We start from the raw sequence: 26603 nt of genomic DNA on the forward strand, positions 1-26603 counted from the left end.
CCTTCGGGCCGCAAACGGCGGCGCGGCGGAATAATATTCGGTTTCGCGCCGGCGCCCCCGCGTGCCGGGCTAGGGCCGGCCGCCGGCGGGCGGCGGTGGCGGCGGCGGCACCGGCTCGCCCTGGCGGCGCAGGCGCGCCAGCGCGGCGTCGATGCGCCCGATGATGGCGTCGTCGCGGCCACGGGCGATGGCGAAGTACAGCGGTTCGCTGGCCATCGGCTGCGGCAGCACGCTCAGCTCGGCCGTGGCCGGCACCCCCATGTCGCGCAGGCGCGGCGCCATGTAGGCGCGCACCTTGGCCTCGACCTCGGCCGCGCTCTCCGAGCTGGGCTGGTAGAGCAGCACCACGTCGACCCGGCGCAGCATCAGCCGGGCCAGCCGGGTGGCGCGCGAGGCGATGTCGTCGTCGACCCGGAAGGCCTTGCCGCGGGCCTGCTCGAAGGCGGCGCCGTAGCTGTAGCCGCGCACCGCGCCGACGGTCTTGCCGGTCAGGTCGGCCAGGCCGGCGAAGGGGAAGGTGGCGTCGCTGCGGGTGACCAGCCACAGCCGGTTGCTGGCGGCCGGCGCCGAGTAGCGCAGCCGGCGCAGCCGTTCCGGCGTGGGTGGCAGGCCGAAGATCAGGCCGGCGCCGGCCAGCGCCTTGCGCTCGGCGCGCGGCCACGGGTAGGTCTGGATGGCGAAGACGACGCCGAGCTCGCGCTCGAGGGCGCCGAACAGCTGGCGCTGCGCCGGGCTGGGCGGCCGTTGCTGGCCGTGCTCGTCGAGCGACTCGCCGCGCAGCAGCGTCAAGGTTGGCGTCGGCGTCGGCATCGGCGCGGCCGGGCTGGCCGCCGCAGCGCTGGCTTTGGCGGCGCTGGCGGCAGCGCCGACGGCCGGCAGCGCGCCGGCCAGCGCGGCCAGCAGCAGGGCGCGACGGGTCTGGTCTGGCATGTGCGGCGGTCTCCGGCGAAAAGGGGGCGGTGCCTCGATTATTGCAGAATTCGGCGCGGCGGCGCGCCGCCCGCGCCATTGGGTTCGCTGGCGCACAGTAGGCCGGCGGCGGCGGGTCTATTGTAGACCGTGCAGTTCGCCCTATTCCGTTCAACCACATTAGGAAACCACCATGGACAACCATCTGGAAAACAAAATCGGCGCTAGCCGCGACGGCGTCACGCAAATCGGCAAGGACCTGCGGGCGGACGCCCACAGCGCCATCGACAAGGTGGCCGAGCAGGTGCCGCCGCTGACCAACCGCCTGGCCGAGCGCGCCCACGGCGGCGTCGACGCGGTGGCCGACCGGGCCGACGGCGCGGCCGACGCGGTGGCCGCGCGCAGCCGCCAGCTGGCCGACTCGTACAAGCGCTTCGCCGAGAGCGGCCGCGGCTACGTGCGCAGCAGTCCGGTCGCCTCGGTGCTGCTGGCGGCGGCGGCCGGCTACGGCCTGTCCAAGCTGTTCGGTCCGCGCAAATAAGGCGGCGCCGGGCGCCCCGCTTAGTGGTGTTTTTAGCAGCACCGGCGTGCTATGCTGGCGCCGTTAGCGCTAACCTACACCACCACGCATGAACGAGTACGCCCCTAACGAACCTGGCTTCCGCATGAACGGCCTATGCTGCCGGGCTCGCCATCGACGCCGCTGCACTCGGACCGGCGCCGCTACGCCTACCTGGTCGTCGGCCTGATCGTCGCCCTCACCGGCGGCCTGGGCAACGCGCTGGTGACGGTCAACCTGCCGTATCTCCAAGGCTCGCTGGGCGTCTACTCGACCGAGATCGCCTGGCTGCCGGCCGCCTACGTGATGGCCAACGTGTCGATGAACCTGCTGCTGGTGAAGTTCCGCCAGCAGTACGGCCTGCGCCTGTTCACCGAGCTGTTCCTGGTGCTGTACGCGCTGGCCACGCTGGCCCACCTGTTCGTCCACGGCCTGGGCTCGGCCATCGCCGTGCGCGCCGCCAGCGGCATGAGCGGCGCGGCGCTGACGGTGCTCGGCCTGTACTACACGCTGCAGGCCTTCCCGGCGCGGCACCGGCTCAAGGCGGTGGTGCTGGGGGTCGGCTTCGCCCAGTTGACCATGCCGCTGGCGCGGCTGTTCTCGTCCGAGCTGCTCGAGCTGGGCGAGTGGCGCGGCCTGTACTTCTTCGAACTGGGCCTGGCCCTGCTGGCGCTGGGCTGCGTGCTGCTGCTCAAGCTGCCGCCGGGCGACCGCGTCAAGGCCTTTGAAAAACTCGACTTCCTCACCTTCGCCCTGTTCGCCCCCGGCGTGGCCCTGCTGTCGGCCGTGCTGGCGCTGGGCCGCAGCGTCTGGTGGCTGGAGGCGCCGTGGCTGGGCTACAGCCTGGCCGGCTCCATCGTGTTGATCTGCGCCGCGCTGCTGGTCGAGCACAACCGCGCCGCGCCGCTGCTCAACACGCGCTGGCTTAGCAACGGCAACATGCTGCGGCTGGCGCTGTCGGTGCTGCTGATCCGCATCGTGCTGTCCGAGGCCACCGGCACCGTCGGCTTCCTGCAGGCGCTGGGCCTGAACAACGACCAGATGCAGACCCTGTGGCTGTGGGTGCTGCTCGGCAGCGTGGCCGGCCTGGCCGCCAGCGCGCTGACCATCACGCCGGCGCGCATCCCCGCCTCGCTGATGTTCTCGCTACTGTTGATGGCCGTCGGCGCGGCGATGGACTCGCGCGCCAGCAACCTGACGCGGCCGGCGCAGATGTACCTCAGCCAGTTCCTGCTGGCCTTCGGCGGCGCCTTCTTCCTCGGCCCCACCTTCGTCTCCGGCTTCGGCGCGGTGATCGCCGCGCCGCGCAACCTGATCAGCTTCTCGCTGATGTTCACCATCTCGCAGAACATCGGCGGCCTGCTCGGTTCGGCCCTGGTCGGCACCTTCCAGGTGCTGCGCGAGAAGTACCACTCGAGCCAGCTGGTCGAGCACCTGACCCTGCTCGACCCGCAGGTGGCGGCGCGCATCCAGGCCGGCGGCGCCGCGCTCGGCGGCGTCCTCGGCGACCCGGCCGCGCGCAACGCCAAGGGCGTGGCGGCGCTGGGCGCGGCGGCCAGCCGCGAGGCCAACATCCTGGCCTACAACGACGTCTTCATGGCCATTGCCGTGCTGGCGCTGCTGACCATGGCCTGGCTGGCGGCGCGCTACCTGTGGCACATCTGCACCGTTTGCAAGGCGGTGCCGCCGGCGCAAAACGCGCAGACCGGCATGGCCAACGTTTCGCTTAACAATTCTGGAGCCACATGAGCAACAACACCCCCGACACGTCCGCCAGCCCAACACCGGCCGCCGCCCCGACAGCGGCCGCCGCCCCGACGCCGTCCGCCGCCGCCCCGGCCGCAGCACCTGCCGCCGCTCAGGCCGCTCCTGCTGCCACCGCCGCCGCTGCGGCGCCGGCGCAGCCGGAGCGGCGCAACCAGATCATCAGCGCCATCGCCTTCGCGGCGGTGGCGCTGATCGGCGTGCTGGTGGTGCTGTACGCCTGGCGCCTGCCGCCGTTCAGCAGCGCCGTCGTCTCGACCGAGAACGCGCTGGTGCGCGGCCAGGTCACGCTGGTCGGCACCCAGCTGTCCGGCTACGTGGTCGAGGTCAAGGTGCAGGACTTCCAGCAGGTCAAACAGGGCGAGCTGCTGGTGCGGCTGGACGACCGCATCTACCAGCAGCGCTACGAGCAGGCGCAGGCCCAATTGGCGGCGCAGCAGGCCGCGCTGGCCAACTGGGAGCAGGCGCGCCGCAGCGCCGAGGCGGGCGTGGCGTTGAACCAGGCCACGCTGGCCAACGCCGAGGCGCAGGCGCGCAAGGCGGCGGCCGACCTGGGCCGGGTCAACCAGCTGGCGGCCGACGGTTCGCTGTCGCTGCGCGAGCAGGACGGCTCGAAGGCGGCCGGCGCGCAAAGCGTGGCGGCGGTGGCGCAGGCGCGCGCCAGCCTGGACATCGCCCGCCAATCGGTGCAGACGGTGACGGTCAACAAGCTGTCGCTGGAGGCGGCGGTGGCCAACGCCCAGGCCGCGCTGAAGGCGGCCAAGGTCGACCTGGACAACACCCGCATCAGCGCGCCGGCCGACGGCCAGCTGGGCCAGGTGATGGTGCGCCAGGGCGCCTATGTCAACACCGGCGCCCAGTTGATGGGCCTGGTGCCGCGCCAGCTGTGGATCATCGCCAATTTGAAGGAGACCCAGATGGCCAATGTGCAGGTGGGGCAGGGCGCCACCTTCAAGGTCGACGCCCTCGACGGCGCCACGCTGACCGGCCAGGTCGAACGCATCTCGCCGGCCACCGGCTCCGAGTTCGCCGTGCTGCCGGCCGACAACGCCACCGGCAACTACGTCAAGATCGCCCAGCGCATCCCGGTGCGCATCCGCATCGACGCCGGCCAGGCGCCGGCGCGCCGGCTGCGGCCGGGCATGTCGGTGGTGGTCAGCATCGACACCTCGGCCGTGCTGAACGACGCCGATCCCGACGACGTCGCCAGCGGCGCGCCGGCGCCTGCGCCGGCGTCCGCGCGGGCGCGCGCCTCCGCGCCCGCGCCGGCCGCGCAGGGCGGAGCCAAGCCGTGAGCGCGCGCGGCATCATGCGCGAGCTGATGGTTGGCTCCCGCTGGTCGGCACTGCGAACGGCGCTGTGGTGCGTGCAGCCGCCGACGCCAGTAGCGAGCAAGGAATTTTCAATGCGGCCCATGGTTAAGGCGAGCAAGTCGCTCGCCACGCGACCGGCGAGCGGCGCCAGCATGGCGTCCACGCCGCAGCTGTCGACCGCCGGCATGGCGTTGACGCGGCGGCCGGCCAGCGTGCTGGCGGCGCTGGCGCTGCTGTCCGGCTGCGCCGCCACGGTGGCGCCGCCACCGCCGGCCAGCCTGCAAACGCCGGCCGCCTGGCGCGGCACGGTCGGTCCGCTGGCCACCGCGCCGGCACCCGAGCGGCAGTGGTGGCAGAGCTTCGGCGATCCGGCGCTGAGCGCGCTGGTGGAGACGGCGCTGGCGCACAACGGCGACCTGCGCGTCGCCCGCGCCCGCGTGGCCGAGTACCGCGCCCGCGTCGGCGTGGCCGGCGCCGCCCAGCGTCCGGCCGTCAGCGTCGACAGCGCGCCGACCCGCGTGCGCCAGTTGGCCTACAACGGCGTGCCGTATGTGACCAACGTCTACCAGGCCGAGTTCCAGGCCAGCTACGAGATCGACGTCTGGGGCCGCCTGGCGGCGCAGACCGCCGCCGCCGCCGCCGGCTACCGCGCCGAGCAGGCCAACGCCGACGCGGCGGCGCTGGCCGTGGCCGCCAGCGTGGCCAGCGGCTACCTCAACCTGCGCGGCCTGGACGCCCAGCTCGAGCTGACCGAGGCCACGCTCAAGCTGCGCGAGCAGTCGCGCGCGCTGGCGCAGCGCCAGTTCGAGGTGGGCTACAGCTCGCGGCTGGAGTGGTTGCAGGCGCAGGCCGAGTACCAGGCGGCGGCCGAACAGGTGCCGCAGCTGAAGCGGCAGATATTCGAGTTGGAGAACGCGCTGTCGATTCTGAGCGGCGGCAATCCCGGCGCGGTGGCGCGCGGCGCCGCGCTGGCCGAGTTGAACCCGCCGCCGGTGCCGGCCGGGCTGCCGTCCGACCTGCTGCGGCGCCGGCCGGACATCGCCCGCGCCGAGCGCAACCTGGTGGCGCTCAACGCCAGCCTGGCCGCCACGCGCGACCAGCTGCTGCCCTCGTTCAAGCTGACGGCGGTGGGTGGCGTGCAGTCGCTCAAGCTGCACGATTTCCTCAACGCGCCGACGGCGCTGTGGCATTTGACGGGCTTGGTGGCGGCGCCGCTGTTCGACGGCGGCCGCGTGCAGGCGCAGACCGACGCGGCGGCGGCGCAGCGCGACCAGGCCGTCTACGCCTACGAGAACGCGGTGCGCGCCGCCTTCGCCGAGACGGAGAACGGGCTGGGCGCGGTGCGGCGTTTGCGCGAGCAGGCGCTGGAGAACGACGCGCGCCGCGCCACGGCGGCCGAGACGCTGCGCATCGCGCACAACCGCTACCGCAACGGCTATGCTTCTTATCTTGAGGAGCTCGACGCGCAGCGCACGCTGTACAGCGCCGACGTCGGCCGGTTGCAGTTGCGCACGCGGATACTGGTGGCCTCGGTCGACCTGTACCGCGCCATGGGCGGCGGCTGGGCGCCGTAGCGACGCGTTGAGACCGAGATGTGAAAACGCCGCGATGATCGCGGCGTTTCTGTTTTGCTTGCTGGGATTCAGCGGCCGGCAGCGCCTAGGGTCAGACCCTAGGGTCTGACCCTTGATTTTTGCCTCGGGGTTCGGTCCCGGCGCGGCGCGCTTCAGCCTACTTGACCGGGATGCACAGCTCGCACTCGAAGACGCCGCTGGCCGGGTCCATCGCGTAGTCGGCCGGATAGCGCTCGAAGCAGGGGCGGGCGTCCATCTGCATGCCGCTGGCCGGCAGCCACTGGCCGAAGAGCTCGCCCCAGGCGGCGGGGATCTGGTCGCCGGTGCCTTTGAAGGCGGCCACCGCGCAGCGTCCGCCGGGCAGTTCGGCCAGGCGGGCCGGCGCCTGCGGCAGGTAGCCCGGCTCGATCTCGACGCAGGCGTCGTAGCGGCACTCCTCCGGCGCCGTGGTGGCCGGGTCGTCGACGGCGACGCCGTAGGTGGTGCGGCCCTGCAGGCCGGCGGCCTGCTGCCACGGCGCGAACACCTCCATCCAGAAGTCGCCGATGGCGGCACCGAATGGCCCCTTGTAACGCAGGTAGGCCACCGGCACCGCCGGCATATCGATTACGTTGACGTCCATACTACTGCTCCTTTCAGGTTGGGGTTCAAGGTTGGTCGAGGTTGGCGACGGCGGCCGGCTTGGCCGGCGCCGGATGCGCCGTCGTGGCGACGATGTGCGGCGCCGGGTGCGGCGTGCCGGGCGCCGCGTGCGGATGGCGGCGCAGCTTGTCGCGCAAACGCTTGAGCAGGTGCTCGAGGTCGTCGATGTAGGTGAACACGGCCGGCACCACCAGCAGGCTGAGCAACGTCGAGGTGATCAGGCCGCCGATCACGGTGATCGCCATCGGCGAGCGGAAGCTCGGGTCGGCACCCCAGCCCAGCGCCAGCGGCATCATGCCGGCGCCCATGGCGATGGTGGTCATCAAAATCGGCCGGCTGCGCTTGTGGCAGGCGTCGACCAGGGCGTCGAAGCGGCTCATGCCGGCCTGGCGCGCCAGGATGGCGTAGTCGACCAGCAGGATCGAGTTCTTGGTGACGATCCCCATCAGCATGATCAGGCCGATCATCGACGGCATCGACAGGGCGCGGCCGGTGATCAGCAGCGCCACGAAGGCGCCGCCGATCGACAGCGGCAGCGCCGCCAAAATCGTCACCGGCTGCATGAAGTCCTTGAACAGCAGCACCAGCACGCAGTAGATGCAGATCACGCCGATCAGCATGGCCAGGCCGAAGCTGGCGAACAACGCCACCATCTCCTGGGCGTCGCCCAGCTCGGCGATCTTGACCGACGGCGGCAGCGCCTTCATGGCCGGCAGCGCGCGCGCCTCGTCGTTGACCTCGCCCAGCGTGCGCTTGCCCAGCTCGACGCTGAGGGTGACGTTGCGGCTGCGGTTGAGCCGGTCGATCTGCGCCGGGCCGCTCTCCATCGTGATGGTAGCGACGTTGGCCAGCATGACCGGGCCGTTCTTGCCCGGCACGGTGAGGCGGCCGATGGCGTCGAGGTCGGCGCGCACGGCGTCGGGCAGCTTGACGCGGATCGGCACCTGGCGCTCGGGCAGGTTCATCTTGGTCAGGTCGGTGTCGTAGTCGCCGGCGGTGGCCACGCGCACGGTCTGGCCGATGGCCGCCGCCGTCACGCCCAGGTCGGCCGCCTTGGCGAAGTCGGGCCGCACGATGATCTCCGGGCGCACCAGCGAGGCGCTCGAGCTGACGTTGCCGATGCCCTTCATGCCGCGCATCTCGCGCTCGACCTTCTGCGCCGCCTCGACCAGGGCGACCGGGTCCTCGCTGCGCAGCACCAGTTGCATCTTGACGCCGTTGTCGGCGGCGCCGACGGTGAAGCGGGCGCCCGGCACGTCGTCGAGCTTGTGGCGGATCTGCGCCTCCAGGTCGGCCATCGACTCCTTGCGCTCGGTGCGGTGCACCGTGGTCAGGGTCAGCACGGCGCGGCGCGCCTCGGCCGCCGCGCCGGGGGCGAAGGCGTCGCCGCTGGAGCCGCCGCCGATCGAGCTGAACACGCCGGTGATGCCCTTCACCTGCATCGCCGCGACGCGGGCGCGCTCGGCCACGACGCGCGTTTCGGCCAGCGTCGAGCCGGGCGGCAGCTCCAGGTTGATCTGCGTCTGGCTGCGGTCGGCGGCCGGCACGAAGCCGGTCGGCAGCAGCGGCACCAGCAGGATCGAGCCGACGAAGAAGCAGGCCGAGGCGATGCCGGTGACCAGCCGGTGCGTCAGGCACCAGCGCATCACGCGGATATAGCGCTGCATCATCCAGCCGTCCTCCTCCTCGCCGTGCTTGGCCGGCTTGAGGATGTAGGCGGCCATCATCGGCGTCAGCAGGCGGGCCACCACCAGCGAGGCCAGCACGGCCAGCACGGCGGTCCAGCCGAACTGCTTGAAGAACAGGCCGGGCACGCCGCCCATGAAGGCGGTGGGCAGGAACACGGCGACCAGGGCGAAGGTGGTGGCGATGACGGCCATGCCGATCTCGTCGGCCGCCTCCATCGCCGCCTCCATCGGCGTCTTGCCCATGCGCAGGTGGCGCGAGATGTTTTCGATCTCGACGATGGCGTCGTCGACCAGCACGCCCACCACCAGCGCCAGCGACAGCAGGGTGACGGTGTTGAGCGTGTAGCCGAACCAGTAGATGCCGAGGAAGGCCGGCATCACCGACAGCGGCAGCGCGGCGGCCGCCACCAGCGTGGCGCGCCAGTCGCGCAGGAACCACCAGACCACCAGCACGGCCAGCAGCGCGCCCTCGTACAGCAGCTCCATCGAGCCGTGGAAGTTCTCCTCGACGGGGAAGGCGTTGTCGATGCTCTGCTTGAGCACCACGTTGGGGTGGGCCTGCTGCAGCTCGGCGATGGCGGCGCGCGCCCCTTCGGCCACGGCCACCTCGCTGGCGCCCTTGGTGCGGAAGATCTCGAAGCCGACCACGTTCTTGCCGTCCTGCTCGGCCAGCGAGCGCGGCTCGGAGACCGTGTCGCTCACCGTGGCCACCTGGTCGAGGCGGACGTGGCGGCCGTCCGGCAGCGGCAGGTCGATCCGCGCCAGCTCGGCGGCCGTCTTGACGGTGGCGATGGTGCGCACCGACTGCTCGGCGCCGCTGACGTCGCCGCGCCCGCCGGGCGCCTCCTTCTGCACCTGGCGCAGCTGGCGCGAGACGTCCAGCGCCGACACCTTGAGCGCCGCCATGCGGGCGTCGTCGAGCTCGACGCGGATCTCGCGGAACACGCCGCCGACCCGTTTCACGGCGCCCACGCCGGGCACCGACAGCAGCCGCTTGGCGACGCTGTTGTCGACGAACCAGCTCAGTTCCTGCTGGTCGAGCGGGCGGCCGTGGCCCTGCGCGGCGGCCGCCGTGAAGGTCAGGATGACGCGGCCGGCGGTGGAGGCCTTGGTCACGGTCGGGTCGCGCAGCTCGGCCGGCATGTCGGCCTTGACGCGGGCGACGGCGTCGCGCACGTCGTTGACCGCCTCGGCGATCGGCTTCTCGAGGATGAATTCGACGGTGATGGTGGCCACGCCGTCGAGCACGTTGGTGTAGATGTTCTTGATGCCCTGCAGGGTGGCGACCGAGTCCTCGATCTTGCGCGCCACCTCGGTCTCCAGCTGGGCCGGGGCGGTGCCCTCGAGCACGGCGGTGACGGTGACGATGGGGAGTTCGATGTCGGGGAAGTCCTGCACCGGGTTGCTGCGGTAGGCCATCAGGCCGGCCAGGGTCAGCAGGGCGAACAGCATGATCGCCGGGATCGGGTTCTTGATCGAGAGGGAGGAGAAGTTCATGACCGTTCCTTACTTGGCCGGCTTGACGGTGGCGGTGGCGGCGGCGGCCGCGACGGTCTGCGGCGCGGCGACGTTGCGCACCAGGTCGCCGTCGTTGAGGAAGCCGGCGCCGCTGACCACCACGGCCATGTCCGGCTTGACGCCGTCGAGCACCTCGATGCGCTCGGCCAGGCGGCGGCCCGCCTTGACCTTCAGCTGGCTGACGTGCTGGTCGGCGTTGAGGCGGAACACATAGGAAAAGCCGTCGCGCACGACGATGGCCTGCTGCGGCACGGTCAGCGCGTCGGAGGTGCCCAGCTCGAACTGGCCGCTGGCGAACATGCCGGCCTTGAACGGCGCGGCGTCAGTGAGCGCGCCGGCCGGCAGGTCGACATAGACCAGCGCCGAGCGGGTCTGCGGGTCGACGGTGGGCGCGATCATGCGCACCTTGCCGCTCAGGACGGCGCCGTTGGCGGCGGTGACCACGGCGCCGGTGCCGGCGTGGATCTGCCGCAGGTCGGCGGCGACCACCTCGGCGCGCCACTCCAGGCGGCCCTGGCGGATCATGCGGAACAACTCGGTGCCGGCGCCGACCACGGCGCCGACGGTGGCGCTGCGCGCCGAGATGACGCCGGCGTCCGGCGCCAGCACCTGGGTGTAGCGCAGGCGCAGCTGCTGGGTGGCCAGCGCCGCCTTGGCCGAGGCGATGCGGGCGTTGGCGGTCTGCTCGGCGGTCAAATACTGGCTGATCTGCTGGGCGCTGAGCGCGCCGCTGCTTTGCAGCGAGCGGGCGCGCACCGCGTTGGCGGCCGCCTCGGCGGCGTTGGCCTCGGCCTCCTGCAGGCCGGCGCGGGCCTGGGCCAGGTCGGCGTTGACGGCGTCGGCCGAGAACACGGCCAGCACCTGGCCGGCCTTGACCTGGTCGCCGACGTTGACCTTGACCTCGGTCAGGCGCAGGCCGTTCGACTCGCTGCCGACGCTGGCCTCCTGCCAGGCGGCGACGTTGCCGTTGGCGGCCAGCTTGATCGGCAGGCGCGAAGCCTGCGGCCGCGCGGTGGTGACGGTCAGCGCGGCCTTTTGCGGCGCGGCCGTCTTGTCGTCGGCGGCGTTGGAGGCGGGCGGGAACAGGGCGAAGCCGATGCCGGCGGCGCCGCAGACGGCCAGCAGGGCGCCGGCCAGGGGTTTGATTGGGTAGCTTTTCATGGGGTATCCGTCGGGTTTGGTGCGGCAGTCGGTTATCGGGCGGCGGCGGTGGCGGCGGCCGTGCTGCTGGTTGGGATGGGGGTCTGGGCGGGGTTCCAGCCGCCGCCGGCGGCGCGGTACAGCGCCACCCAGGCGCTGCTGCGCTCGCGCTGCAGGCTGACCACGGTGTCCTCGGCGGCCAGGCGGCTGCGCCGCGCGTCCTCCAGTTCGAACAGGCTGGCCAGGCCGTTCTTGTAGCGCTCCTCGACGGCGGCGAAGTTGGCGCGGTAGCCGTCCAGCGCGGTCTTGGCGTCGCCGGCGCGGGCGCCGCTGCTGTCGAGCTTGACCAGCGCCTCCTCGACCTCGCGCACGGCCTGGCGCACGCTGGCGCGGTAGGCGGCCACCGCGCTGTCGTAGCGGGCGGCGGCGGCCACCACGTTGGCGCGGCGGCGGCCGCCGTCGAAGATCGGCAGGCTCAGCGCCAGCGGGCCGATGCTCCAGGTGTCGCCCTTGGTGTTCTGGCCGTCGCTGCGGAAGTTGGCGACGCCGACGGCGCCGCTCAAGCTCAGGCGCGGATAGCGCTGCGCCTGGGCGCCGTCGACCTCGGCGCTGGCGGCGGCCACCTCGCGCTCGGCGTTGAACACGTCGGGCCGCTGCGCCAGCGTTTGCGCCGGCAGCGCGGTGATGGCCAGCGCCGGGCCGGCGCCGCCGCCTGGCGTGGCGGCGTTGGCGGCGGCCGAGGCGGCGGCCCAGCGCGGCGCGCCGTCGGCCAGGCGCTGGCGCAGCTCGGGCTCGGCGATGCCGCTCAGCGCCACCAGGGCCTTGACGCCCAGGTCGCAACTGGCGCGCTGGGCGGTGGCGCGGCTGCTGCCGTCGGCCGCGCTGGCGCGCGCCAGCGCGGCGCTGGCGGGCGACTGGAAGCCGGCCTTGGCCGACAGCCCGGTCAGGCGCGCCGTGTCGGCGCGCGAGGCGGCGTCCTGGCGCGCCACGGCCAGCAGCTGCTCGCAGGCGCGCTGGCCGTAGTATTGGTTGGCCACCTCGGCGGCGACCGAGACGCGGGCGTCGTGCCAGCCGGCGCCGGCGCCGTCGAGGCGGGCCTGGGCGGCGTCGCGCGCGGCGCGGCCGGCGCCGAACAGGTCGATCTCCCACGAGGCCTGCAACGCCGCCTGCGAGGTGGTGCCGAGCGGGACGGCCGACTGCTGGCTGCTGCGGCCGACGCTGGCGGCGCCGTCCAGCGTGGGCGCCAGCGCGGCGCCGCTGGCGGCGCGCTCGGCGCGCGCCTGGGCGATGCGGGCGGCGGCGGTGGCCAGCGTCGGGCTGACCTGTTGGGCGGCGTCGATCAGCTGCACCAGCAGGGCGTCGTCCTGGCGCCGCCACCAGTCGTTCAGGTCGGCCACGCTGCCGTTGTGCGGCAGCGGCGCCTGCCACTGTGGCGGCGCGAGCGCCGCGACCTGCGGCGGCGTGGCCTGGCTGGCGCAGGCGCTGAGGGCGCCGGCGGCGGCCAGCAGGGCGGTGGCGCGCAGGCCGCTGCTGCGCAGCCCGGCGGTGCGGGGTCGTGTCATGTTAGTCCTTGCTTGGATGGGCGGATTGCGGGGGTGGGGTGGAGCAGCTCGCGTTCGGCCTCGACCATCGCGCGGGCGTAGCGCACCAGGCGCCGCTCCCACTGCTCGATGGCGTCGGCGCCGGCCAGCAGGCGCGGCGTGACGCGCTCGATGATGTCGCGCCCGACCATCAGCTGGATCGCCAGCGCGGCGATGGCGTGGGCCAGGCGGTGCGTGTCGTCGTCGGGCGCGGCCAGGCCGAGGTGGCGGCACAGCACGCCGACCAGGGCCAGGTGCTCCGGCTTGATGCTGTTGTCGATCTCGGCCAGCCACAGGCCGGTCGGCTCGATCATTTCGCGGCACCACAGGCGCAGCATCAGCTCGGCCTCGACGCCCTGCTGCAGCGGCGCCAGCATCTGCCGGTAGAAGCCCTGCAGCGACTCGGTCAGCGTGAAGTGCGGCTGGTCGAACATGGCGATGCTGTCGCCCGGGTCGGTGCAGGCCTCGGCGAAGGTGGCGCTGTACAGGCCGGCCTTGTCGCCGAAGTAGTAGCTGATCGCCGCCACGTTGGCGCCGGCCGCCAGCGCGATCTCGCGGGTCGAGGTCTTGGCGTAGCCCTGCTCGGCGAACAGGCGCATGGCGGCCAGCAGCAGGCGCTCGCGCGACTGCTCGCCGTCGGCGCGCGGCTTGCGGGCGTCGTCGGGCGGCCTGGGTAAATCCGGGGTTATTTTGTCAATCATGCGGGGATTTAAACACATATCTCAAACAAGCGGTATAAGTGAATCGTTTGTTTAACTTCGTCCGGGACAAAAAAATGCCCGCGTACCTTGCGGCGCGGGCTGAATCCAATGTTCGGGGAACGTTTGGAGGAGACAGGTTCAATATAGGCCGATTTATATTGCACCGCAATACGGTAAAACTACTATGACGAAGCGGCCATGATGGCGGGATTGCAAACTTATTCTTTCGCCTCGCCGGCGCCGGCGCCCGGGCCGCCGGCCGCCAGGCAGGCGGCGACCGCCTCGATCAGCTGCGGCGGGTCGAGCGGATGGTTGAGCAGGTGGGCCGGCGCCGGATGGTGTTCCAGCAGCGCCGCGATGCCCTGGCCTGCGTCCGGCCGCAGCACGATCAGCGGCAGCGCGGCGTGGGCGCGCAGCAGCGGCGCCAGGAAGGGGCGGGCGGCGGCGTCGAGCGGGTCGTAGTCGCACAGCAGCAGGTCGAAGGGGCCGCGCGCCGCCGCCGCCGTGGCGGTGGAGTCGACCACCGTCAGCGTGTGGCCGACATGGCCGAGGATGGTGGCCAGCAGGCCGTGGTTGAGCGGCGCCGTGTCGAGCAGCAGCAGGCGGGCGGTGGCGGCGGCCGGCGCGGGCGCCGCCACGGCCGGCGCCATGCCCGCCGGCGGCGGCGGCGGGGTGGCCGGCGCGGCGGTGCGCAGCTCCTGCGGCAGGTGGGCTTGCAGCGCCGCCAGCAGCGCCTCCGGCTCGCAGCTCTTGCTCAGGCAGCCGTCGAAGCCGGCCAGCCGGGTGGTCTCGCCCAGTTCGCCGGGCGCCAGCGCGCTCGAGGCCAGCACCGGGATGGCGCGCGTGGCCGGATGGGCGCGCAGGGCCAGCAGCACGCCGTAGCCGTCCAGCCCGGGCAGTTGGATGTCGCACAGGATCAGGTCGGGCAGCTCGGCGCGCGCCAGCGCCAGGCCCTGTTCGCCGTCGACCGCCGCCAGCGGCTGGTGGCCGAAGGCCTCCAGCAGGTAGACCAACAGCTCGCGGTTGGGCTGGTTGTCCTCGATGATCAGGATGCGTGCCATGCTCTTGCTCCTCCGCGCCGCCGGTGTGCCGGCGCGCGTGTTCGCTTGCTTAGTGCCTAGCGGCGGCTCTTGAGCGCCAGGGTGAAGGTGCTGCCGTGGCCGAAGTCGCTGCGGAAGAACAGCGTGCCGCCGATCAGGTTGGCCAGGTTCTGGCACAGGTACAGGCCCAGGCCGGCGCCCTCGACATGCCGGGTCGAGGTCGAGTCGAGCTGGGAGAAGGCCTGGAACAGCTTGGCCTGGTCCTCCTCGCGGATGCCGGCGCCGCTGTCGGCGACGGCGAACTCGGTGACCAGCTGGCCCTCCTCCTCGCGCTGGCTCAGGCTCAGGCGCACCGTGCCGCGCTCGGTGAACTTGATGGCGTTGTTGGCCAGGTTGATCAGGATCTGGGTCAGCGCGCGGCGGTCGCTGTCGACGCTGATGGGCTGCGCCGCCAGCTCGACCTCGAGCGCCAGGCCCTTCTGCGCCGCCAGCGGGCGCAGCGTGTCGACCACCTCGGCCACCAGCTCCTGGCAGCGCACCGGCTCGACCAGCAGGGTCACCTTGCCGGCCTCGATGCGGGCCACGTCGAGGATGTCGTTGATCAGCGAGAGCAAATGGCGGGCGCTGCCGCGGATGGTGTTGAGCTGCTTGTCCTGCTCGCCGGTGAGCGGGCCGGGCAGCTTCATCAGCAGCGCGCCGGTGAAGCCGATGATGGCGTTGAGCGGGGTGCGCAGCTCGTGCGACATGTTGGCGATGAAGGCCGACTTCATCCGGCTGGCCTCGGCCAGCTCGAGGTTCTTCAGGGCGATCTCGCGGTTGATGGTCTCGAGCTCGCCGGCGTGGTGGGCCAGCCGCATGTTCAGTTCGATCACCTGGCGCTCGCGCGCCTGCAGCTCGCTGTTGACCTGCACCGCCTGCTCGTAGGTGGAGATCAGCAGGTCGAGGATCTGTTGGCGCTCGGCGTTGATGAAGTGCTTCTGCTCGCCCAGCACCAGGGCGATGCCGACCTCCATGTTGGTCCCCTGGCGCAGCTTTTGGTTCATCAGCATGTGGCCGATGCGGTTGAGCAGGTAGTCCTCGGCGTAGGGCTTGCGGATGAAGTTGTCGGCGCCGCACTCGATGCCGCGGATGATGTCCTTCGGGTCGTTGAGCGAGGTGACCAGGATCACCGGGATGTGGCGCAGCGCGGCGTCGGCCTTGATCGAGCGGCACAACTCGTAGCCGTCCATCTCCGGCATGACGATGTCCGACAGCACCAGCTGCGGCGGGCGGGCGCGGATCGCCTCGAGCGCCAGGCGGCCGTTGCCGGCCACCCGGGCGCCGTAGCGCATCGACTGGAGCAGGCGGCGCAGGCGTTCGGCCTGGGTCGGGCTGTCTTCGACGATGAGGATTTCGATCTCGTCGGGTCGGATGTCGTAACTGCTGTCCACGGGCCGTCTCCTGGAAAGCCGGCGGGCCGCGGCCGTGCGCCGCCAACACCCCCCCGCGTCTTGCTCAATGAGTCCAGTGACTATAGCGGATTTGCCCGCCGGCGGGTGGGTATTTGTTGCCGTGCGGATTCTACCGGGGCGGCTCGTCCTCGCCCTGGAAGGCGCCGGCGCGGTAGGTCAGCACCAGCGTGTCGCGGTGGCCGTGCGCGCCCAGCGGCTGGATCGGCGTCGATTCGTGGATCACGCTGGCGTCGTCGAGCAGCAACAGACTCCACGGCTCGGTCAGGGTGAAACGCTTGCCGTTCGGCCCGGCCGCCTCGAAGATGCGCGTCTCGCCGCCCTTGACGGCGTGGCGGCCGACCAGCAGCACGGCGACGAAGTCGACGCCGTCGCGGTGCGCGCCCTCCGGCGTGGGCCGGCCGATGCCGTCGGTGGTGTCGATGCGGAACTGGTGCGCCTCGATGTACCAGGGGCGGGCGGCGCCGCCGCGCGCCGCCGTGCACAGCGCGCCGACGCCGGCCAGCAGGGCGTTCCAGGCCGGCCGCGCCAGCGTCTCGGCCAGCACCGGCTCGAACAGCCGGTGCATGCCGCCGTGCAGGGCGTTGTATTCGAGCGGCTGCCAGTGGGCGCGGTGGGCCACCTGGCGCAGCGCGCCCGTTTCGTCCTGGACGAAGCAGGCGTGGCGGCGGCGGCGGTAGCGGCCGCCGTCCTTCAGGTAGTTGTCCGGCGCCAGCTGCTCCCAGCTGGGCTCGAGCGCGGCCAGCGCGGCGGCCGGGCAGCCGGCCAGCGCGGCCAGGTCGTGCGGGCGCAGCAGCGCGTAGCCGTCGCCGCGCAGGGCCGCGCTGACGTGGTCGGGGGAGGTGAAGATCGGTGCGGAGGTGCTCATCGTGGCCGGGGTGCGTGGGTGGTCCGGCTATTCTACGACGCGGCGGCCATCTTTGCCGAGCCCGCCACGCGGCGGCGCCCGGTCAGACCGCCTGCACCAGGCTGGCGCGCAGCGCGTTGAGCTCTTCGCGCAGCGCCACCACCTGCGGCAGGCTGCACTTGGTGGCGCCGATGATCGCCTCGGGCAGCTTGGCCGCCTCGGCGCGCATGGCGTCGCCCTGCGCGCTCAGCGAGATGATCACCTGGCGCTCGTCGCTGGCGGCGCGGGCGCGGGTGATCAGCTCGGCCGCCTCCATGCGCTTGAGCAGCGGCGTCAGGGTGGCCGAGTCGAGGAACAGGCGCTCGCCGACCTCGGACACGGTCAGGCCGTCGCGCTGCCACAGCACCATCATCACCAGGTACTGCGAATAGGTCAGGCCCAGCGGGCGCAGCAGCTTGCGGTACAGCTTGCTCATCGCCAGCGAGGTCGAATACAGCGCGAAGCACAACTGGCCGTCGAGCTGGGGCACCTGGCGCAGCGGGTGGGCGGTATCGAGGGCGGGCGCGGGATTGCTTGGGGACGAGGGGGACATGGCGGGCGTGGGTTGGGCGGGGTTCATTTTCCGCAGTATAGGTAGCGCGCTATTGAGTTGCAAGCTATTTCCACGAAAAATGTTTTGCGTGCAAGAACGCTAGCGTATGATGATTGTCGGAAACTCGCACAGCCCAGCACCGCACCGCCCGGAGAAGTCGTCTATGAATCCCCCCAGCAAGGCCTTGATCCTGATCGTCGACGCGCTGCCCGAACAACTGGTGCGGCTGGGCGCGCTGTTGCAGGAGCGCTACGACGTGCGCCTGGCCGACAACGGCGCCGACGGCCTGCGCCTGGCCGGCCAGCTGCCCCGGCCCGACCTGGCGCTGCTCGACGCCGGCGCGGCCGGCGCCGACGGCGCCGCGCTGTGCCGCCAGCTCAAGGCCAGCCCGGACACCGCCGCCATCCCGTTGCTGGTGCTGCACGCCGCCGGCCAGGAGGACGCCGAGCGCGCCAGCTTCGCCGCCGGCGCCGCCGACGTGGTCCGCCGCCCGCTGCTGGCCGAGACGCTGCGGGCGCGCGTCGCCGGCCAGCTCGAGCTGGCCCAGGCGCGCCGCCTGCTGCGCCACCAGGGCACGCTGCTCGAGCACCTGGTCGAGGAGCGCACGCGCGAGCTGGGGCAGACGCTCGACGCGGTGGTCTGGGCCATGGCCTCGCTGGCCGAGACGCGCGACTACGAGACGGCCAACCACATCCGCCGGGTGCAGCACTACGTCGCCGCGCTGGCGCGCCAGCTGCAGGGGCAGCGCCGCTTCGCCGGGGAGCTCAGCGACGCCAACATCGCGCTGCTGTACAAGGCCGCGCCGCTGCACGACATCGGCAAGGTGGCCATCCCCGACGCCATCCTGCTCAAGCCGGGCCGCCTCAGCGACGAGGAGTTCGCCGTCATGAAGCTGCACACCGTGTACGGCCGCGACGCCATCGCCGGCGTCGAACAGCACCTCGGCCACAGCAACACCTTCCTGCGCTACGCCCGCGAGATCGCCTACTCGCACCAGGAGAAGTTCGACGGCTCGGGCTATCCGCAGGGCCTGAGCGGCGACGCCATCCCCGTCTCGGCGCGGTTGATGGCGGTGGCCGACGTCTACGACGCGCTGATCTCCAAGCGCGTCTACAAGCCGGCCTTCACCCACGAGACGGCGCTCGAGCTGATCCGCCAGGGCAGCGGCGAGCACTTCGACCCCGACGTGGTCGACGCCATGCTCACCGTGGAGGAGGAGTTCATGGCCATCGCGGCGCGCTTCGCCGAGCCGGTCCACTAGGCGGCGCGGCATGGCGGACGCAGCGGCCCCCAGCCCCGGCAAGCACGCGCCGGCCATGCGCGCCTACGGCTACCTGGCCTTCATCGTCGGCCTCTGCCTCACCGTCTGGGTCTGCCTGTACGTGGCCGACGCGCAGCAGCAGCAGATCGCCCTGCGCTTCCAGCGCGACTGCGACAAGGTGCAGCGCGACACCGAGGTGCGCCTGCAGACCTATTTCGACATGCTGCTCAGCATCAAGGGCATGTACGCGCTGGAGGACCGCATCGAGCGCGGCCAGTTCCGGCGCTTCATCGGCCAGCTCGACCTGGCCCAGCGCTACCCCGGCTTCCAGGCCATCCAGTTCGTCCGCCGCGTGGCGCCGGACGGCCTGGCCGGCTTCGCCGAGGCGGTGCGGCAGGACCGCAGCGACGGCGGCGACGGTTTTCCGCAGTTCCGCGTCCACCCGGCCAACGCGCGCGGCGAGCACTACGTGATCGAATACACCGAGCCGCTGAAGGGCAACGAGAACGCCTTCGGCCTCGACCTGGCGGCGCTGCCGCCGCACCTGCGCGCCCTGCGGCTGGGCGCCGACAGCGGCGCCATCGTCGCCACCGAGCGCATCACCCTGGTGCAGGACGCCAGCGGCCAGCCCGGCTTCGTCGCCCGCGCGCCGGTCTACCGCAACGGCGCGGCGCTGCACACGGTCGAGCAGCGCCGCGCCGCGCTGGTCGGCTTCGTCGCCATCGTCTTCCGCGTCAACACGCTGATGCGCGAGGTGGTCGAGCCGGCGCTGCTGCAAAACCTGCGGGTGCGCGTCAACGACGCCGGCTACCTGCGCGACGGCGGCGCCGCCCCGGCCAACCAGGACAACCTGATGTTCGACAGCGCCGGCCAGCTGGGCGCGAAGGCGGCGGCGTCGGCGCCGGCCGCGCCGGGCCTGAGCACGCGGCTCGAGCTGAGCATGGGCGAGCGGCGCTGGGTGCTGCGCTTCGAGGGGCGCGGCGGGCCGCGCTACAGCCGCGACCCGGCCGCCGTCGGCCTGATCGCCGTCGCCGGCTTCATCATCAGCACCCTGATCGCCGCGCTGCTGGTGGCCTGGCAGCGCCGGCGCGAGCTGAGCGGCCAGCTGGGGCAGGCGCTGGAGGAGCAGCGCGCCCTGCAGGAGAGCCTGATCACGGCCGAGAAGATGGCCTCGCTGGGGGCGCTGGTGGCCGGCATCGCGCACGAGTTGAACACGCCGATCGGCAACAGCCTGCTGACCGCCACCGCGCTGAGCGACATGGCCGTCGAGTTCGAGCGCAAGCTGAGCGGCGAGGGCGGCGTCAAGCGCTCGGTGCTGCAGGCCCACCTGGGCGACGTGCGCCAGGCCTGCGCCATCATGGCCGGCTCGCTGGCCCGCGCGGCCGAGCTGATCACCTCGTTCAAGCAGGTGGCGGTCGACCAGGCCAGCGGCCAGCGGCGCCGCTTCCGCCTCGACGAGCTGCTGCACGACACCCTGGCCACCTACGCGGTGCAGCTGCGCCGCGCCAACTGCACGGTGCGGCTCGACGTGGCGGCGGACCTGGAATTCGACTCGTATCCGGGCAGCCTGGGGCAGGTGCTCAGCAACCTGCTCAACAACGCGCTGCTGCACGGCTTCGAGGGACGCGACAGCGGCACCATCACGATCAGCGCGCGGCGCGAGGACGACGGCATGGTGCGGCTGGCGCTGCGCGACGACGGCAGCGGCATGGCGCCGGCCACGTTGCGCCGCGTCTTCGACCCCTTCTTCACCACCAAGATGGGGCAGGGCGGCTCGGGGCTGGGCATGAACATCGTCTACAACATCGTCGGCGCCGTGTTGAAGGGGAAGATCAGCATCGACTCGGCGCCCGGCGAGGGCACCACCGTGGTGCTGACCCTGCCGCTGGCGCTGCCGGCCGCCGTCCAGCCGCCCCCCCGCTTGCGCTTGCTCAGGCGCGGTCGCGGCCGTAGCGGGCGCGCAGCAGTTGCAGCATAGCCACGTTGAGCTCCCAGGCGTTGGAGACCTCCTGGCCGTTGTAGGGCAGCGTCTGGGTGTAGGGCACCGGGCCGAACTCGGGCGTCAGCGTGATCCGCTCGGCGCCGGCGGCGTGGCGCAGCGCCACCACCTCGTCCCACCAGTGCAGGTGCCGCGCCAGCGCCTGCTGCGCCTCGGGCGCGCGGAAGTCGGCCACCTGCGGCCCCTGCGCGTGGCCGACGCGGGCGTGGATGTGGCGCACCCGTGGCAGCACCGCCGCCAGCGTCTCCGGCTGGTCCTCCAGCAGCGACTCGCAGGCGCAGCACCAGTGCGACAGGTCGGCCGTCAGGCGCAGCCCGGGCAGCCGCTCCAGGTAGGGCAGCAGCAGCATCGGGTGGCCGCTGAAGCGGCTGCGGTGGATCTCGTGCAGCACCGCCACGCCGTACTGGGCGCCGATGGCGTCGGCCAGCTCGATCAGCTCGCGGTTCTGCGCCGGCGTGAAGTAGTCCTTGCCGGTGTGCGAGTTGACCAGCAGCGGCCGCGCCGAGCAGGCGTTGTGCAGCAGCTCGGCCAGCGCGCCGCGCTGCGCCTCGAAGCCGGGGTGGAACACGGTCTCCCACTGTTGGGCGATCAGGCCCAGGCCGGCGCCGGCGATGCGCCGCAGCCAGTCGGCGCGCGCCACCGGCTCCTGCGGCAGCGACATCTCGATGCCGTCGAAGCCCGCCTCCAGCACGCGTTCGATGAAGGCCTGCGGCGCCAGCTCGTTGCTGCCCCAGTGCGGGGCGAAGATCAGGATTTCCATGGCGGCCTTAGATGAAGCCGCGCGCCGGGAAGGCGGCGTCGCGCTGGATCCAGTTGCGCGCCGAGTAGGCGCTGGCGCCGTCGGTGGCGTGCAGCGTGTAGGCGTGGCGCGAGACCGGCGAGCGGTTCGGCGCGCTGTAGTGCGGCAGCAGGCCGTGGAAGCAGACCAGGCTGCCGGCCTTGCATTCGAGCGGCACGGCGGTGCTGTCGTCCGGCCAGGGCGTGCCGTCGAGCTTTTCCACCGCCACCTGGTCGCCGTGGCGCACGAAGCGCTCGCGCAGCGGGCCGCGATGGCCGCCCGGCTCGGCCCACAGGCAGCCGTTGTCCAGGGTGGCGTCCTCCAGCGCGAACCAGAAGGTGGTGACGCTGATCGGCGTGGTCTCGAAGTAGGTGGCGTCCTGGTGCCAGCGCACCTCGCCGCCGATGCCGGGCTGCTTGAAGATGTACATCGACTGCCAGACGCGGGCGTCGGCCAGGCCCAAGTCGCGCGCCACGGCGGCCAGCCGGGCGTCGGCCGAGAAGGCGCGGAACACCGGGTCGAGGTCGTGCATGGCGTGGCCGATCTTGTTGATCGACAGCGACTTGTCCTGCTTCAGCTGGCCGTCGGCGCCGAAGGCCTCCTCCTCGAAGAAGCAGCGGATGGTGTTGTCGGAGCCGAGGAAGTAGTCGTCGGTGCTTTTTTCCTGCTCGCGCGTGGTGAAGATGCCGGCCGCCTCGGTCGGATCGAATTGGTTGACAATCTGCGCGGCGCGGGCGCGCAGCAGGGCGATCTCGTCGAGGCTCTTGAAGCCGGGCAGCACCAGGTAGCCGTCGCGTTGATAGTCTTGTTTTTGTTGGTCGGTCAGCATGGCGGCTCCAGGGGACGGGGTGGGGAAGGGGCAAGCGGCCATTGTAAGGCGCCGCGCGGGACCGGACAATCGCCAAACGGTTGACACATTGTCGTCAAAGTGGTGACAATTACCGCATGGACCAACTACGCGCAATGGAGATCTTCGTCGAGGTGGCGCGCTTGCGCAGCTTCAGCGCGGCCGGCCGCCGCCTGGGGCTGACCCGCGCCATGGTCAGCAAGCAGGTGATGCAGCTGGAGGAGAAACTGCAGGCGCGCCTGCTGCACCGCTCGACCCGCGAGGTCAGCCTGACCGACGCCGGCCTGGCCTATCTGGAGCCGTGCATGGCGACGGTGGCGCAGGCGCAGGAGGCGGCGCGGGTGCTGACGCACGCCGGCACCGAGCTGGCCGGGCCGCTGCGCATCCAGGCGCCGTCCAGCTTCGGCAGCGCCTGGCTGGCCGACGCGCTGGCCCGCTTCAGCCTGCCGCATCCGCAGTTGACGCCGCAGCTGTGCGTCGACGACGCCCTGCTCGACCCGATCGAGCACGGCTTCGACCTGACCATCCGCGTCGGCGGCATCCCCAACAGCCGGGCGCTGTCGATGCGCACGCTGGCGCCGTGCCGCGCGGTGTTGTGCGCCAGCCCGGCCTACCTGGCCAAGTGGGGCCATCCACAGACGCCGCAGGAGTTGCAGCGCCACCGCTGCCTGCACTTCAGCCACCTGACCGACGGCCCGCGCTGGCACTTTACGCGCGGCGAGGAGAAGCACACCGTGCGTGTCACGCCGGCCTTCACCGCCAACAACGGCCTGGTGCTGCAGCAGGCCGCCGAGCGCGGCCTGGGTATCGTCTACAACACCAGCTTCCTGGCCTGGCGCGCCCTGCTCGACGGCACGCTGGTGCCGGTGCTGGGCGACTGGCAGCTGCCGCTGAACCATTTGAGCGCGCTGTATCCGGCCAGCCGCCAGCCCTCGCCCAAGGTGCGCGCGCTGATCGACTTCCTGGTCGCCGAGTACCAGCCGCTGCCGCCGTGGGAGCGCGCCCTGCAGGCCGCCGGCTTGTAGGCTACTGCGCGACCTGCCAGGCGCCGTCCTGGTAGACCCGCTCGTCGTCCAGGTAGACCGCCTCGGTGACGGCGAACACGTCGACGTGGTAGCGGGTGTCCTTGCGCTTGAACTGCGGCTTGGCGTAGATGCCGTGCTTGGCGCCGAGCGACAGGTGGATGCCGCACATGCGCTCGTAGGTGCCGATATCGTCGACCAGGCGGCTGCGCGAGAACGCGCGGTTCATGCCGAAGCCCAGCTCGCGCAACCAGACCTCGCCCTCGTGGGCGCGGATGATGGCCAGCATGTTGTCGAACTCCGCCGTGCTGTTCTCGGCGCCGGCGACGCGGCCCTTCTCGACGATCAGGGTGATCGGCGCGGCCGGCCGGTTGACGTGGAAGGAGGTGTCGCCGAAGATGAAGATGCGCACGCGGCCGTTGACGGCCTCCAGGTCCTGCGCCTCGGTGAACACCTCGCCCAGCGGGAACTGGCCGCCGACGTTGTTCATGCCGCTGTAGTCGCCGATGTTCAGCTTGGCCGACTCGAACGGCGAGCCGAACACCAACTGCTCGCCGCCGCTGTCGACCCGGCCCGACCGGGCGCGGTCGATGCGCGCCTTCAGCGCGTGGCCGACGCCGCGGTAGTAGGCCGGGTCGTAGGCCAGCGAGTCGATGTAGTACTCGCCCTGGGCGCCCGGCATGCGCGACAGGTGGACGTGCTCGATCACCTTCAGGCCGCGCTTGAACAGTTCGATGCGGATGCGGAAGGCCTCCAGCCGGAAGCTGGTCGACTGGATCAGCACCACCAGGTCGGACGGCGCCATGGCGGCGAAGGCGGCCAGCACCGCCTCCGGCGTGACGCTGTCGAAGTCGACGAAGGTGGCCTCCGGCGCGGCGCGGCGGTAGGCCTCGGTCAGCGCCAGGTTGAGGTCGCAGCGGGTGTCGTAGACGATCAGCGCGGCATGGCCGGGGCCGTGCTCGACGGCCAGCGCCAGCAGGTCGGCGACGTGGCGCGCGGCGCGCGCGACCTCGCTCTCGGCGATGGCGCCGTAGCGGCCGGCCGGCGGGACGGCGGAAGATTCGGCGGAAAGGGCGGCGGCGGTGGCGGTCTGGCTCATGGGCGGATTCGGGCAAAAAAGGGCGGCAAAATGGCGGCGCGGCCGGCGCCGCAAGGGGCGCCGGACCAGCCCGCCATTATACGGCCCGCAACAGACGGCTTCCATGTCTGTGCTTTCTCCTTGTACAGGGCAGGGGTGCGATGTAGAATTCAATCAAATATAGCCTAAGGGCAACTCGACCCGGGCCGGACGCCCGGCCGCCACCTTGGACCAAAGCAATTCCGCCGCGCGCCCACGCGGCCCCGTCGCCGGGGCACGCCGAGGCGCGTTGACGTCAAAAACCGATAAGAATGGGATGCTTCGATGAGTTTAATGCTCGGACAGGATTTACCACTGGGCCGGCCCGATGCCGACAGCAGCCGTTCGGCGCTGTTCGTCCCCAGCCAGAGTATCAAGGAAGAGCTGCTGCAGACCATCCGCAAGGGCGCCGCCGTGGTCGGCTTCGGCAACCACGACCGCACGCTGACGATCTACTTCGAGAGCAACCGCTTCAACGATCCGGCGCTGGCCAGCTGGGCGCAAAAGGCGCGCAAGGCCTACGACCGCCTGGCCGAGAACCTGCCGACGGTGTCGAAGATGGTGTGCGACCCGGAGAACTTCGAGCAGGTCGGCTACATCAACGGCAAGTCGATCAACGTGCGCCGCATGCCCTCGCTGCTGCGCTGGCTGGAGTACTCCGACGCGCTCGACAGCGCGCCGACCGAGGAGGTGGTGCTGTGGACGCCGCCGCCGCCGCCGAAAAAGATCGGCTGACCGGCCGGCGCGCGCCGCGCGGCCGCGGCGCTGTTGTGTCGAAAAGTAATATTTTTCCAGAGAAATGAAAACCCCGCCTCCGCCATGGTAAGGTGGAACGCAGCGGCGCGCCACGCGCCGCCTCGCGGCGACCACACGGTCAGCAGACCGGAGCGCCCCCATTTCATCCTGGAGACACGCACCATGAAAAACCTGATTCGATTCCTCGGCCTGACCCTGTTCGCACTGAGCCTTGGCGGCGGCGCCGCCATGGCCGAGGACGCGCCAAAGCGCGGCTCCGCCGACGAGGCCGTGGCGATGGTCAAGAAGGCCGGCGCCTTCCTGCAAAAGAACGGCAAGGACAAGGCGGTGGCCGCCTTCAACGATCCGAAGGGCGAGTTCATCGCCGGCGACCTGTACGTCTTCATGTTCGACAAGGAGGGCGTGGCGCTGGCGCACGGCCAGAACGCCAAGATGGTCAACAAGAACCTGATGGAGCTGAGCGCCGGCGGCGTCTTCCCGATCAAGGAGTTCCTCAAGCTCGGCAACAGCCCGGCCGGCAAGGGCTGGGTCACCTACGTCTGGCCCAACTCGATCAGCAAGAAGCTGGAAGAGAAGAACACCTACGTCGAAAAGGTCGGCGAGTACGTGATCGGCGTCGGCATCTACAAATAAGCGAAAAACCCCGGCGGCCGGCGGCGCGATGGACGGCAAACGAGTCAGCTTGTTGCGCAGCCAAACCCCGGGCATCGAAGCGGTGGCGGCGGACACCACGCTCACCTTCGGCCGCCACACCCACGAGCAGTTCGGCGTCGGCCTGATCCTGCGCGGCGCGCAGAAATCGGCCAGCGGCCGTGGCGTCGTCGAGGCCGGCGCCGGCGACATCGTCACCGTCAACCCCGCCGAGGTGCACGACGGCGTGCCGATCGGCGACGCCGGCCGGGCCTGGCGCATGCTCTACCTGGCGCCGGCCATCGTCGCCGAGCTGGCCGCCGACATCGGCCTTCCCCCCAATTGCGAATTCACCGCGCCCACCTTCAGCGACCGCCGCATGGTGCCGCTGTTCGGCCGCCTGTTCCGCGCCGTCACCGCGCCCGACACCGGCTTCGACGGCTTGGCCACCGAGCAGGCGCTGCTGCTCATGCTGGGCGCGCTGCTGCAGCCCCGCCGTGGATGCCTGCCGGCGGTGCCGGCCGGCATCGCCTCGGCCCGCGCGATGATCGACGACGATCCCCTCGCCGCGCCGACGCTGGCCCAGCTGGCCAGGGAGGCCGGCCTGAGCCGCTTTCAATTCCTGCGCGGCTTCGCCCGCGCCACCGGCCTGACGCCGCACGCCTACCTGGTGCAGCGGCGCATCCACCGGGCGCGCCAGTTGATCGGCAGCGGCGTGCGGCTGGCCGACGCGGCCGCCGCCAGCGGCTTCGCCGACCAGAGCCACATGACGCGGCTGTTCGTGCGCAGCTTCGGCATGGCGCCGGGCAGCTACGCCAAGGCGCTAGACTAGCCTGAGGCGCGCGCCTGCAATTTCATTCAAGACGGCGGCATCCCGG

The 26603-nt window shown here is 71.6% G+C and carries 23 protein-coding genes; 10 read left to right on the plus strand and 13 right to left on the minus strand.

Annotated elements, in window-relative coordinates; all coding sequences use genetic code 11:
* Positions 1-69: 69 nt before the first annotated feature.
* The gene (locus QC826_RS04130) at positions 70-930 is read right to left on the minus strand and encodes an ABC transporter substrate-binding protein (RefSeq protein WP_279764524.1); all 861 of its coding nucleotides are present in this window, start codon (positions 928-930) and stop codon (positions 70-72) included.
* 172 nt (positions 931-1102) lie between these two features.
* On the opposite strand from QC826_RS04130, the gene QC826_RS04135 reads away from it, so the two are divergent.
* The 4 genes from QC826_RS04135 (at position 1103) to QC826_RS04150 (ending at position 6119) form a co-directional block, all read left to right on the plus strand.
* Positions 1103-1450 carry a hypothetical protein gene (locus tag QC826_RS04135; RefSeq protein WP_279764525.1) on the plus strand — a complete coding sequence of 116 codons (348 nt, stop codon included), beginning with the start codon at positions 1103-1105 and terminating at the stop codon, positions 1448-1450.
* 135 nt (positions 1451-1585) lie between these two features.
* Entirely contained in the window at positions 1586-3217 is a 1632-nt protein-coding gene (locus QC826_RS04140) for an MFS transporter (protein ID WP_279764526.1), read from the plus strand.
* Entirely contained in the window at positions 3214-4527 is a 1314-nt protein-coding gene (locus tag QC826_RS04145; protein WP_279764527.1) for an HlyD family secretion protein, read from the plus strand. The genes QC826_RS04140 and QC826_RS04145 overlap by 4 nt, the downstream gene beginning before the upstream one ends.
* 110 nt (positions 4528-4637) lie before the next feature.
* On the plus strand, positions 4638-6119 hold the full coding sequence (locus tag QC826_RS04150; RefSeq protein ID WP_279764528.1) for an efflux transporter outer membrane subunit: 1482 nt from the start codon (positions 4638-4640) through the stop codon (positions 6117-6119).
* A 157-nt stretch (positions 6120-6276) separates the two neighbouring features.
* On the opposite strand, the gene QC826_RS04155 is transcribed toward QC826_RS04150, so the two are convergent.
* The 9 genes from QC826_RS04155 to QC826_RS04195 form a co-directional block, all read right to left on the minus strand.
* Positions 6277-6741 (minus strand): GyrI-like domain-containing protein, encoded by a 465-nt coding sequence (locus QC826_RS04155; RefSeq protein ID WP_279764529.1) that lies wholly within the window; start codon positions 6739-6741, stop codon positions 6277-6279.
* Positions 6742-6766: 25 nt separating this feature from the next.
* Complete coding sequence (locus QC826_RS04160) at positions 6767-9946, minus strand: efflux RND transporter permease subunit (RefSeq protein ID WP_279764531.1); 3180 nt, start codon at positions 9944-9946, stop codon at positions 6767-6769.
* Positions 9947-9955: 9 nt separating this feature from the next.
* Entirely contained in the window at positions 9956-11128 is a 1173-nt protein-coding gene (locus QC826_RS04165) for an efflux RND transporter periplasmic adaptor subunit (protein ID WP_279764532.1), read from the minus strand.
* 32 nt (positions 11129-11160) lie between these two features.
* Entirely contained in the window at positions 11161-12669 is a 1509-nt protein-coding gene (locus QC826_RS04170) for an efflux transporter outer membrane subunit (RefSeq protein WP_279764533.1), read from the minus strand.
* Positions 12666-13388 carry a CerR family C-terminal domain-containing protein gene (locus QC826_RS04175; protein ID WP_279764534.1) on the minus strand — a complete coding sequence of 241 codons (723 nt, stop codon included), beginning with the start codon at positions 13386-13388 and terminating at the stop codon, positions 12666-12668. Before QC826_RS04175 ends, QC826_RS04170 begins: the two co-directional genes overlap by 4 nt.
* Before the next feature lie 218 nt (positions 13389-13606).
* Positions 13607-14449: a response regulator gene (locus QC826_RS04180; protein WP_279764535.1), complete on the minus strand. Its 843-nt coding sequence runs from the start codon at positions 14447-14449 to the stop codon at positions 13607-13609.
* 56 nt (positions 14450-14505) lie between these two features.
* On the minus strand, positions 14506-15858 hold the full coding sequence (locus tag QC826_RS04185; RefSeq protein WP_279764536.1) for a hybrid sensor histidine kinase/response regulator: 1353 nt from the start codon (positions 15856-15858) through the stop codon (positions 14506-14508).
* A 130-nt stretch (positions 15859-15988) separates the two neighbouring features.
* A complete protein-coding gene (locus QC826_RS04190) occupies positions 15989-16744 on the minus strand; it encodes a 2OG-Fe dioxygenase family protein (protein WP_279764537.1) in 756 nt (251 codons plus the stop codon).
* Between the two features lie 82 nt (positions 16745-16826).
* A complete protein-coding gene (locus QC826_RS04195; protein WP_279764538.1) occupies positions 16827-17315 on the minus strand; it encodes a MarR family winged helix-turn-helix transcriptional regulator in 489 nt (162 codons plus the stop codon).
* Positions 17316-17478: 163 nt separating this feature from the next.
* Here QC826_RS04195 and QC826_RS04200 point away from each other — a divergent pair, with 163 nt between their 5' ends.
* Together QC826_RS04200 and QC826_RS04205 are read left to right on the plus strand one after the other, a co-directional pair.
* Complete coding sequence (locus tag QC826_RS04200) at positions 17479-18576, plus strand: HD domain-containing phosphohydrolase (RefSeq protein WP_279764539.1); 1098 nt, start codon at positions 17479-17481, stop codon at positions 18574-18576.
* Positions 18577-18586: 10 nt separating this feature from the next.
* Positions 18587-20554: a CHASE domain-containing protein gene (locus tag QC826_RS04205; RefSeq protein ID WP_279764540.1), complete on the plus strand. Its 1968-nt coding sequence runs from the start codon at positions 18587-18589 to the stop codon at positions 20552-20554.
* On the opposite strand, the gene QC826_RS04210 is transcribed toward QC826_RS04205, so the two are convergent.
* Positions 20508-21335: a sugar phosphate isomerase/epimerase gene (locus tag QC826_RS04210; RefSeq protein ID WP_279764541.1), complete on the minus strand. Its 828-nt coding sequence runs from the start codon at positions 21333-21335 to the stop codon at positions 20508-20510. The two genes, QC826_RS04205 and QC826_RS04210, sit on opposite strands and share 47 nt — an antisense overlap.
* A 7-nt stretch (positions 21336-21342) precedes the next feature.
* Positions 21343-22182, minus strand: a complete 840-nt coding sequence (locus QC826_RS04215) for a phytanoyl-CoA dioxygenase family protein (protein ID WP_279764542.1) — start codon at positions 22180-22182, stop codon at positions 21343-21345.
* 116 nt (positions 22183-22298) lie between these two features.
* Here QC826_RS04215 and QC826_RS04220 point away from each other — a divergent pair, with 116 nt between their 5' ends.
* A complete protein-coding gene (locus tag QC826_RS04220) occupies positions 22299-23225 on the plus strand; it encodes a LysR family transcriptional regulator (RefSeq protein ID WP_245774112.1) in 927 nt (308 codons plus the stop codon).
* 1 nt (position 23226) lies between these two features.
* On the opposite strand, the gene QC826_RS04225 is transcribed toward QC826_RS04220, so the two are convergent.
* Positions 23227-24321 carry a hypothetical protein gene (locus tag QC826_RS04225; RefSeq protein ID WP_279764543.1) on the minus strand — a complete coding sequence of 365 codons (1095 nt, stop codon included), beginning with the start codon at positions 24319-24321 and terminating at the stop codon, positions 23227-23229.
* 303 nt (positions 24322-24624) lie between these two features.
* On the opposite strand from QC826_RS04225, the gene QC826_RS04230 reads away from it, so the two are divergent.
* From QC826_RS04230 to QC826_RS04240, 3 genes are all read left to right on the plus strand, one after another.
* Positions 24625-25074 (plus strand): hypothetical protein, encoded by a 450-nt coding sequence (locus tag QC826_RS04230; protein ID WP_279764545.1) that lies wholly within the window; start codon positions 24625-24627, stop codon positions 25072-25074.
* A 183-nt stretch (positions 25075-25257) separates the two neighbouring features.
* Positions 25258-25728 carry a cache domain-containing protein gene (locus QC826_RS04235; protein ID WP_279764546.1) on the plus strand — a complete coding sequence of 157 codons (471 nt, stop codon included), beginning with the start codon at positions 25258-25260 and terminating at the stop codon, positions 25726-25728.
* Positions 25729-25756: 28 nt separating this feature from the next.
* On the plus strand, positions 25757-26557 hold the full coding sequence (locus QC826_RS04240) for an AraC family transcriptional regulator (RefSeq protein ID WP_279764547.1): 801 nt from the start codon (positions 25757-25759) through the stop codon (positions 26555-26557).
* The last annotated feature ends 46 nt before the right edge of the window (positions 26558-26603 follow it).

The sequence above is a fragment of the Rugamonas sp. DEMB1 genome, from assembly GCF_029834475.1.
In the GTDB taxonomy this organism is placed as follows: Bacteria; Pseudomonadota; Gammaproteobacteria; order Burkholderiales; family Burkholderiaceae_D; genus Rugamonas; species Rugamonas rubra.